Here is an 18,201-nt window from a genome sequence, read left to right on the forward strand (position 1 = left end):
AACAACCGATTATCATAGTGATACGCCTGTTCTCTTTTTGATAATTACCCGGCAGGCTTATCCATGTCATATTATTTCAGCGGCAGGTTTTTTTAGAGATGCTTCACATAACTTACCCTCAAATAACCCTTTATTTATAGGTGGCATAGCCATTGCTTTATTCAGTCATCTTTCTTTGTGAGTGGAGACTGAATAATATGGATACAGTGCTTGTTGGCAGTGAGGTGCCCCGCGTAGACGGGCTCGCCAAGGTGACGGGTAAAGCTGTCTACGGCGATGACATCACCATGAATAATATGCTGTATGGCGTATGCCGCTACGTCGATATCCCTGCCGGGCGTATTGATTCTCTAGACCTGTCGGAGGCGGAAAAAGTCCCGGGGGTCGTGCGCATCGCCACCTGGGACGATATACCCGGCCAGCGCAAACTGGGGGCGATTGTTCCCGATCATCCGCCGATTATTGACAAGGAGATCGCCTACCGCGGCGACGTGGTAGCCGTCGTGGCGGCGGAATCCTATGAGGCGGCCTGCATTGCCGTCGATAAAATCAAAATCACCTATACCCCGTGGGAACCGATTACTTCGCCGGAAGAGGCCATGAAGCCCGGGGCGCGCCTTATCCACAGCGAACTCGATAGCAATATCATCAATCGCCACCACACGGCGAAGGGCGATATAGAAGCCGGCTTTGCCGCCTCCACCCATATCTTTGAACGTGAATATGAAGTGGGTTTTCAGGAGCATGGCTATATTGAGCCGGAGTCCATTACTGCCTATCTGGACAATAATGAACAGATCATGACCATTGAAGGGTCGATTCAGAACGCTCACCGCACCCGGGCGGTGATTGCCAAATATCTCGACCTGCCCCAGGCGAAAGTCAATATTAAGCGTTCGGTCCTCGGCGGCTCCTTCGGCGGTAAGGATGACATTATCGATAACGTCTCCTGCCGCGCGGCGCTGCTGGTGCACCTGACCGGACGGCCGGTTAAGATCTCCTATAACCGTGAACAGTCGATGCGCGAGAGCTACAAGCGCCATCCTTATAAGATGAAATACCGCATTGGCGTGGACGACGACGCGCGTATTCAGGCGATTAAAATTGACATCATCGCCGATGGCGGCAGCTACTGCGGCCAGACGGTGTTTGTCACCTGGCGCAGTTCCGTCCAGGCGGCGGGTCCCTATAATATTCCTAACGTGCGCGTCGATCTGGTGGGGGTGTATACCAACAACAACTACACCTCGGCCTACCGCGGCTACGGCGCGCCGCAGGTCATTTTCGCCAACGAATCGCTGATGGATGACGTGGCGGGCGAACTGGGCCTGTCGCCCGTCGAATTCCGTTTGCGCAATATTCTCAAGCAGGGCGATACCAGCATGGCCGGGCAGGTCTTCAGCGAACACACCGTCTCCGCGCAGGAGGTGCTGGAGAAGACGCTGCTCAAGGCCGAATATGAGGCCAAACGCGAGCACTATAAAAAACTTAACGCGGAAGGCGGCCCGATCCGCTACGGGATTGGCTTCGCGCTGAGCCATCGCGGCTGCTCTCTGGGGGCGGAGGGGCTGGATGCGTCCTCGGCCCTGATTCAGGTGAATGCCGACGCCAGCGTGAACATTTCCACTTCGGTATCCGAGAACGGGCAGGGGCTGCAGACCACCATGTCGCTGCTGGCGGCGGAAGCGTTCGGTATTGCGCTCGATCGGGTGATGTTTAGCGAACCGGCCACCGCGATGATCGCCGACGGCGGCTCAACGGTCGCTTCGCGCGGTACCCTGATGGGCGGGCAGGCGATTCTGAGCGCGGCGAACAAAATTAAACAACGCATGGCGGACGCCGTCAGGGAAACGCTAAAAGCGCAGAGCATTGACGATATTGCCTGGCAAAATGGCAAAGTGTTCAACCGCCACAACCCGGAGCTGAGTCTCAGTTTCCAGCAGGTGTGCGATATGACCCGGGCTACCGGGGCAAACCTCTCCGCCTACGGCTGGCACGTGGCGCCGAATATTCACTGGGATGAAGAGAAAGGCTGCGGCAGCCCCTATTTCACCTGGGTGTACGGCTGCCAGCTGGCCGACGTGGCGGTGGATATGCGCACCGGTAAAATTACCGTCAATAACGTCGTCGCCACTCACGATGTGGGAAAAGTCATTAACCCGGTTGGCTTTAGCGGCCAGGTTTACGGCGGCGTGCTGCAGGGGATGATCGGCTACGGCATGCTCGAGGATTTCAACACCGAGCACGGCGTGGTGAAATCGGAAAACTTCGATACCTATCTGCTGCCGACCATCAAGGATATGCCGCACATCGATATCATCGCGGTGGAAAACTATGATAAAGCGGGCCCGATGGGGGCGAAGGTTATCGGCGAACCGGTGCTCGAACTGGGCGCTGCGGCCCTCAACAACGCGGTGAGCTTCGCCATCGACCGACCCAACCGGACCCTGCCGCTGACGCTTGAACAGGTTCGCCTCGGCTATAACCTTAAGAAGCCGGAACGCCAGAGCGAGCAGATGCTGGAATCGGGCGATAAGAAACAGGTTCACCGCCTCAACACCCTGTCGCTGAGCGTCCCGCAAACCCTTAAAGAGGCCCTGACGCTGATGGCCGAGAAGGGGGCAATGCCTATTGCCGGCGGTACCGATGTGCTGGTTCAGGCCCGGATGCTGTCCGGCGAAGTGCCGCTTGTTAATATTGCCGGGCTGGCGGAGCTGAAGGAGATTTTTGACGTTGAGGGTGGCGTCTCAATTGGTTCCGGCGTCTGCTTTACCGATCTGGTTAAGCATCCGTTGATTCAGCAACGCTATCCGCTACTGGTCACTGCCTGTAAAACCGTCGGCTCCCTGCAGCTGCGCAATCGGGCAACGATCGGCGGCAATATCGTCAACGCCGCCCCGTGCGCGGACTCCATGCCGCCGCTCATTATTTATGATGCGGAAGTCGAGCTGCGCAGCGCGCGCGGAACGCGCCGGATGCCGGTCAGCGAATTCGTCGTGGGCGGCTATCGCACCCTTCTTGAACCCGATGAGCTGGTGGTCCGCTTTATCCTGCCGGCGCCGACGCAGCAACCGCTGATCAATCGCTATCTGCAGCTTGGCCGGCGCAATGCGTTGAACATTACGCGCCAGAGCTTAACCGGGCAGTTCATGGTCGATAAGGGCGTGGTTCGCCTGTGCCGTCTGGTGGATGGCGCGCTGATGGCTAAACCGCAGCGGCTGACTGAGGTTGAGCAGGCGCTCACCGGTAAGACGCTAGACGCCGCCACCATCGACTATGCGGCCGGCGTGCTTCACGACAAGGTAGAAAAAGCCATCGGCGGACGCTGGTCAGCCCCCTATAAAGTCCCCGTATTTATCGATATGTTCCGGCAGATGCTGCAGGAAGTCATGACAGAGCAGAAGAAATAAGGAGCCATGAACATGAACCATATTGAGCTAAAAGTGAATGGCATCCGCATTGCCCGCGATGTTAAAGACAATGTCCGCCTGATCGATTTTCTACGTGAAGATCTCAAGTTAACCGGCACCAAAGAGGGCTGTTCGGTGGGTGAGTGCGGCGCCTGCACCGTCATTCTGGACGGAAAATCGGTCTGCTCCTGCCTGCTGCTGGCCGCCCAGTGCAACGGGGCGGAGGTCACCACCGTCGAAGCGCTGCATCACGATCCGGTCGGCAAAAAATTGCAGAATGCCTTTATTCGTCACGGCGGCGTTCAGTGCGGCTTCTGCACCCCCGGCGTATTAATGAGCGCTAAAGCGCTGCTGGATGCCAACCCGGCCCCCAGCGACGATGAGCTGAAAGAGGCGCTGGAAGGGAATATCTGCCGCTGTACGGGATATCAGCCGATCATCACCTCGATTAAAGCCGTGCTGAAATCCTGACCATCGTAAGCGCCGCCGTCGCCAGTTGACGGCGGCGCTTTTTCGGCCGCAGGAGGAGGATGACAATGAGCAAAAAAGTCGATAAGCAGTGCATTATGCTGGCTGCCGGGCTCTCAAGCCGCATGGGCAAGTGGAAAATGATGATGCCGTGGGGCGAAGGAACGATTCTGGATAGCGCCCTTGCCAGCGCCCTGGCGTTCTGCGATCGGGTGGTGCTGGTCACGGGGTTTCGCGGCGATGAGTTGGCCGCGTGCTATCAGGACCATCCGGGCGTTGAGGTGGTCTTTAACCCGCGATATCAGGAGGGCATGTTCTCTTCGATTCAGTGCGGGGTGAGCCATATCCGCGCTTCGCGTTTCTTTCTGGCGCTGGGCGATATGCCGGAGGTCACGCCGGGCGTGTACCGCAGGCTATGGGCCAACGCCGACGCGGAAAGCTGCCTCATTCCGGCTTACGATCGCGGTAAAGGCCACCCGGTACTTCTGCCGCAGCGGGCGATATCTTTGATTAACCACGCGGCGGAAGAGGTCACCCTGAGGGAGGTCATCGGTCAGATGGCAGTGCGCGTTATCCCGGTGGAGAATCAGGGAATTCACTGGGATGTAGACACTCCGCAGCAGTATCTTGCGGTCGCGCGCCGCTGCCGCAAGGATCTGACGGCTGTCGGATAGCGTTGATGGACGTCATCAGAAAAAATAAGCAGAGACAATATCGCCCCGGGGATTGACCGCCGGGGCGATATTTTTTACCCCGCGGCGCTTTCGCGCAGGCGGGCTTTCAGCTTGCTGTATTCCTCAATGACGTACCTTTCGGCGGCTTGCCGATCGGCAATGCGCTCAACGTTAACGGCGCAGTACTTGTACTCCGGGGTTTTGGTGATTGGGCTAAGATTCTCGGTGACCAGCTCGTTGCAGGCGCCGATCCACCATTGATAGGTCATATAGACGGCCCCTTTATTCGGCCTGTCGCTGATCTTCGCCCGGGAAATCACCTTGCCTTTGCGCGAGTTAACCCACACAAGTTCTTCGTCCTCAATGCCGAGACGTTTTGCGTCGGCGGTGTTGATCTGGATGTAGCCCGGTTCGTCCGCCAGTTTGGCCAGCGCCGCGCAGTTGCCGGTCATCGAACGGCAGGAGTAGTGGCCCACTTCGCGCACCGTGGAGAGCACCAGTGGATACTCGTCGCTCAGCTTATCGATCGGCGCTTGCCATTCGCAGGTGAAGAACTGCGCCAGCCCGTTCGGGGTGGAGAAACGTTCCGCAAACAGATACGAAGTGCCCTGGTCCGCCTCCGACTCGTCGCGACACGGCCACTGCACGTAGCCCAGTTCCCCCATTTTCTCGTAGGTCGCGCCGAAGAAGTTGGGGCACAGGTGGCGGAGTTCATCCCAGATCTGCTGGGTGTTGTCGTACTTCATCGGATAACCCATACGGGTGGCGATCTCGCAGATGATCTGCCAGTCGGTTTTCAGATCCCACTTCGGCTCTACCGCCTTGAAAAACCGCTGGAAGCCGCGGTCCGCTGCGGTATAGACGCCTTCATGCTCGCCCCATGAGGTCGAGGGCAGAATCACATCGGCCGCCGCGGCGGTTTTGGTCATAAAGATATCCTGGACGATGACCAGCTCCATCTCTTCGAAGGCCTGACGCACGGCGGAAAGCTCGGCATCGGTCTGGAGCGGATCCTCTCCCATGATATACGCCGCCCGCACTTCGCCGTGCGCTACGCGGTGCGGCAGCTCGCTGATGCGGTAGCCAGGGTTCTCCGGCAGGCTCCCGACGCCCCAGGCTTTGGCGAACTTTTGCCGATTCTCCGGAAATTTCACGTACTGATAGCCGGGATAGGTGTCCGGCAGCGCCCCCATGTCGCAGGCGCCCTGGACGTTATTCTGGCCGCGCACCGGATTAACGCCGACGTGCGGTTTCCCCAGATTACCAGTGAGGATCGCCAGGCTGGTCAGGGAACGCACCGTTTCGACGCCCTGCCAGAACTGGGTCACGCCCATTCCCCACAGAATCATGGCGTTTCCGGCGGTGGCATACAGCCGCGCGCATTCGCGAATCTGCCTGGCGCTGACGCCGGTGATGGCTTCCACCGACTCCGGCGTATAGCCTTCGACGATTTTGCGATACGCTTCGAAACCTTCGGAACGCCCGGCGACAAAGGATTTATCGTAGAGATCCTCCGCAATAATCACCTGCCCGATGGCGTTGAGCAGCGCAATATTGGAACCGTTTTTCAGGGCCAGATGCAGGTCGGCAATGCGCGCGGTTTCGATTTTGCGCGGATCGCAGACGATGATTTTGGCCCCGTTGCGTTTAGCATTGAGGATGTGATTCGCCACGATCGGGTGCGAATCCGCCGGGTTATAGCCGAAAATAAACACCAGATCGGTATTATCGATCTCGGTGATGGCATTACTCATTGCGCCGTTGCCGACCGACTGGTGCAGACCTGCAACCGAAGGGCCGTGTCAGACGCGTGCGCAGCAGTCGACGTTATTGGTACCAATAACGGCGCGCGCAAATTTTTGCATGATGTAGTTGGTTTCGTTGCCGGTGGCGCGCGAAGAGCCGGTGGTCTGAATCGCGTCCGGCCCGTATTTCGCCTTGATGTCGCTGAGGCGATTTGCCACATAATCGAGCGCTTCGTCCCAGGAGACGGATTCCAGCTTGCCGCCGCGCTGGCGGCGGATCATAGGGGTTTTCAGGCGCGGCGTGAGGATCTGCGGGTCGTCAATAAAATCCCAGCCGTAGTAGCCCTTAAGGCACAGGGTGCCCTGATTGTTTTTCCCCATCGCGGCGTCGGCGCGGGTAATTTTTCCCTCCTCTACCGTGAGCTGCATTTTGCAGCCGGAGGCGCAGTAGGGGCAGACGGTCGTTACTCTCTTCATAGCAGTGGTCCTTAAACTTAGAACAGCAGGGCATAACTAAAGCGGCAACTAAGGCCCTGCGCTATTCCCTGCTGCACGACGGGTATCGCCAGCAGCAGCAGGGTGATCAAGGCAAACAGGATTCGGGTGGGCATTACTGTCCCTCCTGGGCTTCTTCAGGCTGTCTCTCCTTCTGAACTTTGCGCAGCAGGAGCCACATTCTGACGGTTCTGACGGCCATATTGCGCGCCGCTGAGCTCGGCGGGGCCGGATCGGGGACCGGCGTTTCGTGGTTAACGCGGAAAGGTACGCTGCCGTTGAGGGTGAGGTTGGCGACGATAGCCGTCAGGGTACCGATGGTGATCCCGCTGTGCAGAAACAGCTGAACCATCGGCGGAAACTGGGTAAACAGATTGGGCACCAGCACCGGCATCATGCCGAGGCCGAGGGTCAACGCCACGACCATGCCGTTATTATTGTTGCGATAGTTCACCTGCCCCAGGGTACGAATACCGGAGACGGCCACCATACCGAACATGACGATGCCTGCGCCGCCGAGGATCGGCTTTGGTATCAGCACCACCAGCGCCGCCATCCTTGAGAACACGCCCATCAGAATCAGAATGATACCGGAGACCGACACCACAAAGCGGCTGCGTACCCCGGTTAAACCGATCAGGCCGACGTTCTGCGCGAACGCGGCGTAGGGAAACAGATTAAAAAAGCCGCAGATAGTGGTCGCGATGCCGCAGGTGTTAAGGCCGTTGCGCAGCATTTTCGCGTCAACTTTTTTCCCGACGATATCCCCGGTCGCCATCATTGAGGACATGGTTTCCACCATGACCACCACCATGACCATTGATAGCAGGGCGACGGGGATAATATGAAATTCAGGTTTGGCAAACGGCATCAGGGTCGGTAGATGGAGCCAGGGTGTGGCGTGGACCAGACTAAAGTCGAGAGGCTTAAAGCAGCTCCAGAGTACGGTGCCGATAATCAGGCCGATCAGTACCGACGTATTTTTCACCACGCCGGAGGCAAAGGTGTAAATATTAAGAATAATCACCAGAGTAATCGCCGCCATCAGCAGCGAGAAGGGGGCGCCAAAGCCGCTCATCTCGCTGCTGCCGCCGCCGATCCACCCGCCAGCGACCGGCATAATAGACATGCCGATAAGCGTGACGATGCTGCCCATGACCACCTTGGGAAAGAAGCGGATGAGCTTGCTAATCCACGGGGCGCAGCAGAGGATGAAAATACCGGAGACGATCACCGCCCCGGAAATACCGCCGATCCCATACTCCTTGCCGATCAACACCATCGGGATCAGCGCGGCGAAGGTACAACCCTGGATTAGCGGCAGCCGACAGCCGAGCCACTTACCGACCCCCAGCGACTGTACGATGGTGGCCGCGCCGCAGATAAACAGGTCGGCGCTAATCAGTAAAATAATGTGCTCCGGCGGGAGCCCTACCGCATTACCCACAACGAGCGGAACCGCCACGGCGCCCGCATACATCACCAGCACGTGCTGTAGTCCATAAAGAATCATTTGCGTAACGGGTAAAACCTCATCAACCGGTGCGGTTGAATGACCGTTGCGTGAGGCGGAATTGGCGATATCTTTCATGAAGTTGTTATCTCCTGTACGACTTCACTCCGTATAAACGTGAACGGAGCCGAAGTTACGATTCGAAGGCCGCTGCCTCCCTGAGCTGATGCGTTCACCAGCGTGTTGCGCGCACGTTGAGTGATATGCGTAAGATGTGCCAAAAATAAATATCCTGAGAATCGAAGAGGAATTGTGTGAAATAACTCACGGGAAAAAGGGCGGAATATCTCTCTGAGGGCCATATCTTTAAATAAGACACGTTGGCAAAAAATGTGCGCTATCACATTGAGATAGGGATAATCTCATTTTGGTATTACGCACGATACGTTGAATTATCAACATGATTAAATCCAGAACGCAGCGAATAATTTTCCCTCAGCGCGCGTGGATAATTATCTCGCCGTTACGCTGAGGGGCACTTTTTTTTGAGGCTGCTCGCAAAAATGAACAGCATATGAATACCCTGAAAAAAATCGCCTGATTATTGCATCGCTTCCCGGTGAGTCCTGGAATAATAAAGGGAAGCAAATGAATAAATTTATTGTTGCCGATTCTGCAAACTGTATTGGCTGCCACGCCTGTGAAGTGGCCTGCGTCACCTCTCATCGCCAGGACAGCTGGCCCCAGCAGCGCAGCGACTTTCTGCCGCGTATTCGGGTGTTCTTCCACCGCAACGCCAGCAGTGCGACAACCTGCCGCCACTGCAACGACGCTCCCTGCGTCGGCGCTTGCCCGACCCAGGCGCTGATCGTAGCCAACGACAGCGTTCAGTTTACAGAGGCGCTGTGCATCGGCTGTAAAAACTGCGTCATCGCCTGTCCCTTTGGGGCGATTGAGATGGTGGCCAACGATGACGACGCGCCGCAGCTGGCGCAGAAATGCGATCTTTGCCGTCAGCATCCTTCCGGTCAGCAGGCGTGCGTGGCCAGCTGTCCAACCCAGGCGCTGCGTCTGATGGATGAAGCCGCGGTTAACCAGCTGCGTACCGCGCGGCAGATCCGCTCCGCGCTGGAAACCCCGCTGGAAGCCGTTCGTGGCGTAAGACGTCGGGCGATACTCAATAAACCTCCGCGCGTTGGCGCAAAAAAAGTGCCCGCCGATGACCGCATGCAGCACTTCCGGGAAATCTATCAGCCGCTGAGCGAGTGCGATGCGGAGTACGAGAGCGAACGCTGTCTCTACTGCGCGCAGAAGGCATGGTGCAACTGGACCTGTCCTTTACATAATCATATTCCCGATTTCATTCGCCTGGTGAACGAGGGCAAGATTATCGAGGCGGCGGAGTTATGCCATCAGAGCAGCTCCCTGCCGGAGATTTGCGGCCGGGTCTGTCCACAGGACAGGCTGTGCGAAGGGGCCTGCACGCTCAAGAACGAAGGCGGCTCGGTCGCCATTGGCAACCTTGAGCGCTATATCACCGATACCGCGCTGGCGATGGGCTGGCGGCCGACAATCGACAAAGTGGCCCCGCGACCGGAGCGGGTGGCGGTGATCGGCGCCGGGCCTGCCGGTTTGGGCTGCGCCGATATTCTCGTGTGCGCGGGCGTGCACGTTGATGTTTTTGACCGCCATCCGGAGATCGGCGGTCTGCTAACCTTCGGTATCCCGCCGTTCAAGCTGGATAAAAAGGTGCTTGAGATGCGCCGCGACATTTTTAGCGCCATGGGCGTCAATTTTCATCTCAATCAGGAGGTGGGTCGCGACGTGGCTTTTGCCGATCTGCTGAAAAACTATGACGCCGTCTTCCTCGGCGTGGGCACCTACGGTCTGATGGCCGCCGGTCTGGAGGGAGAGAACGCCCCCGGCGTGATTCAGGCCCTGCCGTTCCTGATTGCCAGCACCCGCGAGGTGATGGGGCTTGAAGAGAGCGCCGAGTATCCGCTGACCGACATCAAGGGGAAACGCGTGGTGGTCCTTGGCGGGGGAGATACGGCGATGGACTGTCTGCGCACCGCCGTTCGCCGCGGCGCAGCGAGCGTGACCTGCGCTTACCGTCGCGATGAACTGAGCATGCCCGGATCGAAAAAAGAGGTGGTGAACGCGCGGGAAGAGGGAGTGAAATTTGAGTTTAACGTGCAGCCGCAGCGCATTCAGCTCAACCGTAAGGGGCAGGTCTGCGCGGTGGAGATGATCCGCACGAAGATGGGCGAGCCGGGTCCAGACGGCCGCCGCCGGCCGCAGCCGATCCCGGATTCCGGGTTTGAACTTCAAGCCGATGTGCTCATTATGGCGTTTGGCTTTCAGGCTCACGAGATGCCGTGGCTACGCGGCCACGGCATTAAGCTGGACCGCTGGGGGCAGATAGTCACCGGTGGAAAAGGGCGCGGAACGACGCAAACCAGCCATGACAAAATCTTTGCCGGCGGCGACGCCGTGACCGGGGCGGACCTGGTGGTTACCGCCATGGTCGCCGGGCGGCAGGCGGCCAGCGAGATGTTGACGCAATTCAGGGCCCGGGAGGAGATATGACCAGTTTTATCGTTGCCAGTTCGCAGGCCTGCATCGGCTGCAGGACCTGTGAGGTTGCCTGTGCGCTGGAACATGTGGCGCCGGGGGCGGAGTTCCATCCCCGCCTGAAGGTGATGCGCCTCGACGATCTTAGCGTGCCGGTGATGTGTCATCAGTGCGAGAATGCGCCCTGCGTGGGCGCCTGCCCGACCGGGGCGCTGAGTATGGGGGCGGAGAAAGTTGAAGCCGACGGCGGACGCTGCATTGGTTGTCAGAGCTGCGTTGTCGCCTGCCCGTTTGGGGCGATTACCATCGAGGTGGAGGCCGGTCTGACGCCGGTTATCGTCAAGTGCGACCTTTGCGGTACCCGCGAGCGCGGCCCCGCCTGCGTTGATGTCTGCCCGACGGCGGCGCTGAGTATCATGACCGAAGAGCAGCTCAGAGCGCTGCAAAAGCAGCGCAATATCGCTACTGCCGCGCTGCTGTCGCTATAAACGTTGCGCCCGGCGGCGCGTAAGCTGCCGGGTCATTTCACGCGCGCTGTCTGCAAAAAAAACCGGCTTGTCAGGCCGGTTTAGCATTTTTGCACGGGCTATGCGGGGAGCGCATCCATTCGCGCCCACATTTTTTTCGCCACTTTCTGCGCTTCGCGGAATATCGGCTCGCAGTCGAAGCTGAACTGGCGATCCTCGTAGATCATCACGCCGTTCACCATCACGCTGCGCACGCTGTTTGCTCCCAGGCCGAAGGCGATATGTCCGGCGATATTTTCCGCGATCAGCGGCGTCGGCGCCATATAGTCGCAAATGGTGAGGTCCGCTTTATAGCCCGCCTCAAGGCGGCCAAAGTGGGCGTTGAAGTTGCGATTCAACAGTTCATTACCGTTACTCAGCGCCTTCGCGAAGCTGTCCGGCCACAGCGGCCCGCCGGCGTCGCGGTGTTTAAAGAAGGCAAACTTCAGCTCCTCGAACATATCGGAACCAATGCCGTCGGTGCCGAGCGCCAGATTACGGATCTGCGGCAGGCGGTAGTTGTAGCCGACGTGATTGTTCATATTGGAGCGCGCGTTATGCACCAGGAAACCGTCCTGCGCATTGAGCAGCTCCACGTCGGCATCGGAGATATACAGACCGTGAGCAATCAGCGTCTTACTGTTGATAAGGTCGAACTCCGCCAGCCGCACCAGCAGGTCCTTGCCGTAAAGGTGATGGCTGTGAGAAACATCGTAGCGGTCTTCCGCCGCGTGGATATGCAGGCCGCGGCCGGTGGCTTTTAGCGCTTCGCGCAGCATCACCAGGCCTTCATCAGGCACGGTGAACGGCGCATGGGCGCCGATATGGGCCTCCACCAGATAAGGTTGCTCTCCTTTTTCGCGGGCGGCGTCGATCTCTCTGGCAAAGCGAATATTCTCCTCAACGCTGTCGCGCAGCTCGCGGCTGCCAAAGTTGCGGTCGGTCGTTTCGAAGCAGGTCATCCCGCGCAGCCCGATTTTGAGAAAAGCGTTGCGCAGCTGGCTCAGGGAGCCAGCGATATAGTGGGGCGACGCATGATGATCGATAACCGCCGTGCAGCCGCTACGCACGGCCTCCATGGCGCAGATCAGACCGCTGTAGAAAAGCGACTCTTCGTCCAGCGCCCGGTCAAGGCGCCACCACAGGTTTTTCAGCGTGGAGATAAAGTCCGGGCTGGGGGCGATATTAGCCTGAATCCCCCGGGACAGGCCGGAATAAAAGTGATTATGCGAGCAGACCATGCCGGGCATTACCAGTTGCCCGCGCATCTCTTTCACCTGCGCCTGCGGATAGCGCTGGCACAGGCCGGGGCCGACGGCGAGAATTTTATCATCCTCAATGGCAATATCGACGTTCTCCCACACTTTCGCCGGATAGATCTGCGCGGCGGTGGCATTTTTCAGGATCAGGATACTCATACTTCAACGCCTCCCAGGAGATAGCTTTGATGCTGATGAATATGGCTTATGATGCGGCACATGGCGTCGAGCTGGGCCGGCACCTCGTTAAACTGGCCGCGGTCGTTAATTTCCAGCTGCCACGTCTGGTCGTTCTGGCGCACTTTGACGCTGGCGCCCTCGACGAAGAAGCCCGGATTGGTGCTGTTGACAAAATCCTGCTCGAGGCTGAATACGGTGATTTTGTCTTTATACGGTTTCCCCTGCCACGGGCAGAACTGAGCGCAGTTGCCGCATTCGTTGCAATAAGCGTCCAGGTGCAGGGTCTGGAAACGATTCTGGAACCCCGGGACGGCCACGGAAATATTGGCGCGGTTTGGACAGACGTCGACGCACTTGCTGCACACGTAGTTGCACTCCAGGCAGCGGCTGGCTTCCTGCTCGACAAAAGCCTCGCGCTGGTTTTTATCCACCAGCGTGACGGCGATAGCGCCTTTACGCTGATACACCTTCGCCGGATCGACATTGTTCCAGACTTTATTCCCGTAGCTGCTGGCGATATTCTCCCGCGCCAGGATCAGGTCCGTGGCCCGCCGCGCGTTGCCGATAGCGGAGACGATAGAAGAGGGGCCGCGCTGAACGTCGCCAATCAGAAAGACGTTCGGCTTGCTGGTCTCGCCATCGGCGTTGACCACCGGCCAGCCCTGCGGGTCGAGCGGGATCCCCATTGCCGACAGCGCTTCGCCGTCCTGCTGCTCGCCGATGGCGGTAATCAGGGAGTCGACTTTCAGCGTGCGAAGTTCATCGGTTTCTACCGGACGGCGGCGGCCTTTCTCATCCGGCTCGCCCAGCTTCATCACGCGTACGACGAGCGTTCCGTCGGCGTTAAACTGTTCCGGGTTGCATAGCCACTCGAAGTCGACGCCGTCGAGCAGCGCCTCATCGTACTCTTCGCGCCAGGCGGGCATCTCTTGCTGAGAACGGCGATAGACGATGGTTGCGCTCTGCACGCCCGGCACGCGTAGCGCCGCGCGGGCGCAGTCCATCGCGGTATTGCCGGCGCCGACCACGGCCACGCGTTTGCCCAGATCCAGTCGGTCGCCGCGGTTGAACTGGCGCAGGAACTGCAGCGACTTATGCACGTTCTGGTTATCGCCGCGCAGCTTCACGCCGCTGTTTTTATCGGTACCGGTGCCGACCAGTACATAACGAAAACCTTCCGCCTGCAGCTTTTCTACGCTCAGATGCGGGTCGCAGCCGTACTCAATTTTGACGCCGTGGGCGACGACAAAATCGATATCGTGCTGGATAAGCTCGCCGGGAATGCGGAACTGCGGAATGATATTCTGCACCACGCCCCCGGCGTTGGCTTCGCGTTCAAAAACCGTGACCGGATGCCCGGCGCGGGCGAGAAAGTATCCGGCGGCGAGACCCGCAGGGCCTGCGCCGATCACCGCTACCGGGTGCAGGGAGCCGGAGCCCGCGGGTTTGTGCCAGCGGCTGCGGTACTCGTCCCAGCCTTTCTCCAGCGCCACTTTTTTCAGCTCACGAATGTTGAGCGCGCTGTCGTAATCCAGGCGCGTACAGTTGTACTGGCACTGGTGGTCGCAGATATGGCCGGTAATGGCCGGCAACGCGTTACGCTGATAGATTAGCTCCAGCGCGTCGGCGTAGCGATGCTCGCCCAGCAGGCGAATATATTCCGGAATATCCTGCTTAATGGCGCAGGCCGTTACGCAGGGGGCGACGTAGCAGTCAAGCAGCGGCAGGGGCTCGCCGGTATCAATGCGCTCTTCCGGCTTCCACTGTTTCTGGGTGTAGTCCATGCTCACCGCTTTTTCCGCCAGCGCGTTGAGGCGCTCGACGTCGATCTGCGTCATGTTCCAGCCGTCGGCTTTTTCCAGCTCGCGCATGCACTCGCTCAGGCGCAGATATCCTCCCGGCTTCAGCAGGTCGGTGGCCATGGTGATAGGGCGAATGCCTGTTTCGAAAATTTCGCGAATATTCAGCTGGCTGGCGCCGCCGGAATAGGAGATCGGTAGCTTGCCGTCAAACGCCCGCGAGAGCAGGGCGGCCACGTTGATAGATAGCGGGAACAGGGCGCGGCCGGACATATACATTTCATCTCCCGGCAGCGCCCCCTTGTTATTGACGGTGCCGAGGGTGTTGGTCAGCTTGACGCCAAAGCCGAGGCTGCGCTCTTTCGCCAGCGCCATCAGGCGCGTCAGCATCTCCAGCGCCCGGTCGATCTTAAGGTCGTGGTCAAATGACTCTTCGCTAAGGCCGATATAGCCGAAGCCGCAGGCGTCGAGGATCTGGCGTACGCGTGGATAGCCGAGCAGGGTCGGATTGAGCTTCACAAAGGTGTTGAGGTTTTTCTCCGTCAGCATATAGCGGCAGATGGCTTCGATCTCATCCGGCGGACAGCCGTGCATCGTCGAGAGGGTCACCCCTTCCACCAGCCTGGCGGGCACGCGCTGGGCAAGGTTATCGAGCCCGTCTTTGCGCGCGCATGTTGGCAGGCGATCGATAAAGGTTCTATTTTGCAGCCAGCGGTTCAGGGTGTCGCGGTACTGGGCGAATTTAGGATGGGCGGAGGCGTCCATCATATTGTCGATAAATTCCTGCATTGGCGGCTGTTTAATACCGTCAAGGTTGTAGCCAACGCTCATATTGAAAATAAACGATTTGCTCTCTTTATGGGTGCCCAGCGGAAAGACCTGCTCGAGCAGATGCAGCGTGAACCAGGCTTTCAGGTATTCATCCCAGGCTTTCTTGAGGGTAAATTCGGTGGACCATTCGGTGTTAAAGCACTCATCTTCGGCATCGATACAGGGCTTTTCCAGCTCCAGACGGTCAAGGATCTGTACGGTTTTCAGCTCGATAAACCGCCCGCCGGTGAGCCATGCGGTAATGATGTTTTGCGCCAGCTGGGTATGCGGCCCTGCTGCCGGGCCGAGCGGCGTCGCACAGCTTTCGCCGAATACGCCGATCGACCTCTGCGCCTGCGGCGTGTAAAACTGTTGCTCGGGAATGCCAAAAATAGTCCGCTGACTCTGATACTCGTCGAAAATGCGCGTTAAAAGCTCCTCAAACGGCACGGGACGCATTATATCTCCCATAACCCTCTCCTTAGATATCATTGTAAGATCGACATTGCCGGTGGTAATAATCCCGACGGATAACGAAAGAGGAGCAACAATCACACCAGTTATTCAAACCGCGGCGGCGAAATAATTAATTTGTGAACCAGGTCGAAACTCGACGGTGCCGGGCGAATAATTCCATAGCGGGTAAATGAGAACTCAAATCAATACGCTTTATCATTCGGCGAGATTTCTCAAAATCAGATCCGGAATATCAGAATGATAATTTATGTCGGCTATTCGGCGGTGATTTCAGCAGGCGGCTTATTTTTGCTGCGGTAACAGAGGAAATAATTGATGAGATACCCTCGTTGCAGCGTCAATAGGGCTAACGAAATGACCTGACTCACAATTTACGATGAAAAATAGCGGCTAAGTATAAATATTGCATAGTTGCTACGGGTCGCTGCGACGCTATTTCTACGCCGGGTAGACTCTCAAACTGAGAACCCGGGGAAATATCGCAGATAATCAAATAGAGCCGTAAACATCGCCTTTGAGGTTGGTATGAATATTTTTGCAGAAGCTGCACGACTTGAGGAGCAGAACCGTCCCTTTGCCCTGGCGCAGATTGTCGAAAGCCGGGGCTCTACCCCCCGACACTCCGCTCAGATGCTCATCCGGGAGGACGGCTCGATTGTGGGCACCATTGGCGGCGGGATGGTGGAGCGTAAAGTCATCAATGAGGCGCTGGAGGCGCTGAGCGAGCGGGAGTCGCGAATGTTCCACGGCCGCATGGCGCGCACCGGTAGCGACGCCGTGGGCTCCGACTGCGGCGGCGCGATGTCGGTTTATATCAGCGTTCACGGCCTGCGCCCGCGCCTGCTGTTGGTCGGCGCCGGGCACGTCAATCGTGCGGTTGCCCACGCCGCGGCGCTGGTGGATTTTGACATCTGCGTGGGCGATATCTATCCCGCCAGCCTTTGCCCGGAGGCTTTTCCGCTTTCGGCGAGGCTGGTCCATGGCTCCAGCTTTACGGAAGTGGTCGAGGCGATGGCGGTGCGGCCGCAGGATTTCGTACTGATCGCCACCAACAACCAGGATCGCGAGGCGCTGGACAGGCTGATAACCCAGCCGGTAGCCTGGCTTGGGCTGCTGGCCAGCCGACGGAAAGTGCAGGCTTTTTTACGCCAGATGCGGGAGAACGGCGTGCCGGAGGCGGATATCAGCCGCCTGCGGGCGCCGATTGGTTATGACATCGGCGCCGAGACGCCAAACGAGATTGCTATCAGCGTACTGGCGGAAATCCTGCAGGTGAAAAACGGCGCGCCTGGGGGGCTTATGGATCAGGTGCGGCAATCTTGTCAGCCGGATTGTCTGGCTGAGGCGGTGGCAATCTGAAGAGCAGGGGAGAGTTGCCGGGAGGTTCCCGGCAACCCGTAGCGTACAGCTTATTGGCTTATGATGGTGCCCGTTTTTCCTTCTATCCCCTCTTTGGCTTTGCTTAGCATCGTGATCAGCGCTTTGCGCCCCGGGCCTGAGCGGGCGAAGGCGGCGGCGGCTTCCACTTTTGGCAGCATAGAGCCTTTGGCAAAGTGTCCCTCTTCGATAAAACGTTCGGCATCGCGCAGGGAGAGGTTATCCAGCCACTGCTCGTCAGGTTTACCGAAGTTGATCGCCACCTTCTCCACGGCGGTGAGGATGATCAGCAGATCGGCGTCGATCATCTCCGCCAGCTTCGCGCTGGCCCAGTCCTTGTCGATGACCGCGCTGGCGCCGCGCAAATGATTACCTTCGCGTATGACCGGAATGCCGCCGCCGCCGACGGTGATCACCACGTGGCAGTCATCCATCAGCGCTTTTACCGTTTGTTTCTCGATAATATCGACCGGCTTTGGCGACGCGACGACGCGACGGTAGCCGCGCCCGGCATCCTCTTTCATGATATAGCCGTTTTGGCTCAGCTTTTCAGCCTCTTCTTTGCTGAAGAATGAGCCGATGGGCTTGGTCGGATTAAGAAAAGCCTCATCGTTAGCGTCCACTTCCACCTGGGTTATCAGGGTGGCCACCGGAATGTCCAGCTGGCGCGTGAGCAGTTCTTCACGAATCGCGTTCTGCAGGTCGTAGCCGATGTAGCCCTGGCTGAGAGCCACGCAGACCGACATCGGTAGCATCGGCGTGTGGGCCTCGGTTTTTGCCGCGGCCTCGAAGGCCTGATTAATCATGCCCACCTGCGGGCCGTTGCCGTGAGTGACCACCACCTGGTGGCCAAGGGAGATAAGATCGACGATCGTCCGGGCGGTGTGCTGTACGGCCCGCATCTGTCCGGCGAGATCGTCGCCCAGCGCATTCCCGCCGAGAGCGAGAACAATTTTTTTACTCATAGCTTCCTC

The 18,201-nt window shown here is 58.3% G+C and carries 10 protein-coding genes and 1 pseudogene; 6 read left to right on the top strand and 5 right to left on the bottom strand.

Features of this window, described 5'->3' with window-relative positions; all coding sequences use genetic code 11:
• Positions 1-197 precede the first annotated feature (197 nt).
• From KO1_RS02135 to KO1_RS02145, 3 genes are all read left to right on the top strand, one after another.
• Entirely contained in the window at positions 198-3,410 is a 3,213-nt protein-coding gene (locus KO1_RS02135; protein WP_004113685.1) for a molybdopterin cofactor-binding domain-containing protein, read from the top strand.
• A 12-nt stretch (positions 3,411-3,422) separates the two neighbouring features.
• On the top strand, positions 3,423-3,881 hold the full coding sequence (locus KO1_RS02140) for a (2Fe-2S)-binding protein (protein WP_004103181.1): 459 nt from the start codon (positions 3,423-3,425) through the stop codon (positions 3,879-3,881).
• 65 nt (positions 3,882-3,946) lie between these two features.
• Positions 3,947-4,552 carry a nucleotidyltransferase family protein gene (locus tag KO1_RS02145; protein WP_004113683.1) on the top strand — a complete coding sequence of 202 codons (606 nt, stop codon included), beginning with the start codon at positions 3,947-3,949 and terminating at the stop codon, positions 4,550-4,552.
• Positions 4,553-4,626: 74 nt separating this feature from the next.
• Here the strand turns inward: KO1_RS02145 and fdhF are convergent, their stop codons facing one another.
• Entirely contained in the window at positions 4,627-6,774 is a 2,148-nt protein-coding gene (fdhF, locus tag KO1_RS02150; RefSeq protein ID WP_077254309.1) for a formate dehydrogenase subunit alpha, read from the bottom strand.
• Between the two features lie 133 nt (positions 6,775-6,907).
• Positions 6,908-8,383 (bottom strand): nucleobase:cation symporter-2 family protein, encoded by a 1,476-nt coding sequence (locus tag KO1_RS02160; RefSeq protein ID WP_004103176.1) that lies wholly within the window; start codon positions 8,381-8,383, stop codon positions 6,908-6,910.
• Between the two features lie 510 nt (positions 8,384-8,893).
• Here KO1_RS02160 and ygfT point away from each other — a divergent pair.
• Positions 8,894-10,834, top strand: a complete 1,941-nt coding sequence (gene ygfT / locus KO1_RS02165) for a formate-dependent uric acid utilization protein YgfT (protein WP_024274380.1) — start codon at positions 8,894-8,896, stop codon at positions 10,832-10,834.
• Positions 10,831-11,307: a 4Fe-4S dicluster domain-containing protein gene (locus KO1_RS02170; protein WP_004103174.1), complete on the top strand. Its 477-nt coding sequence runs from the start codon at positions 10,831-10,833 to the stop codon at positions 11,305-11,307. Before ygfT ends, KO1_RS02170 begins: the two co-directional genes overlap by 4 nt.
• A gap of 98 nt (positions 11,308-11,405) precedes the next feature.
• On the opposite strand, the gene ssnA is transcribed toward KO1_RS02170, so the two are convergent.
• Together ssnA and ygfK are read right to left on the bottom strand one after the other, a co-directional pair.
• Complete coding sequence (gene ssnA / locus KO1_RS02175) at positions 11,406-12,737, bottom strand: putative aminohydrolase SsnA (protein WP_168421975.1); 1,332 nt, start codon at positions 12,735-12,737, stop codon at positions 11,406-11,408.
• Between the two features lie 2 nt (positions 12,738-12,739).
• Positions 12,740-15,844, bottom strand: a complete 3,105-nt coding sequence (gene ygfK / locus KO1_RS02180; protein ID WP_024274378.1) for a putative selenate reductase subunit YgfK — start codon at positions 15,842-15,844, stop codon at positions 12,740-12,742.
• Positions 15,845-16,375: 531 nt separating this feature from the next.
• Between ygfK and KO1_RS02185 the strand changes: the two are divergent.
• Positions 16,376-17,152 (top strand): annotated as a pseudogene (locus KO1_RS02185) (XdhC family protein); the annotation flags it as partial.
• 107 nt (positions 17,153-17,259) lie between these two features.
• On the opposite strand, the gene arcC reads toward KO1_RS02185, so the two are convergent.
• On the bottom strand, positions 17,260-18,192 hold the full coding sequence (arcC, locus tag KO1_RS02190; protein ID WP_004103169.1) for a carbamate kinase: 933 nt from the start codon (positions 18,190-18,192) through the stop codon (positions 17,260-17,262).
• Between the last annotated feature and the right edge of the window lie 9 nt (positions 18,193-18,201).

Source organism: Klebsiella oxytoca NBRC 105695 (assembly GCF_001598695.1).
GTDB classification, from domain to species: Bacteria; Pseudomonadota; Gammaproteobacteria; order Enterobacterales; family Enterobacteriaceae; genus Klebsiella; species Klebsiella oxytoca.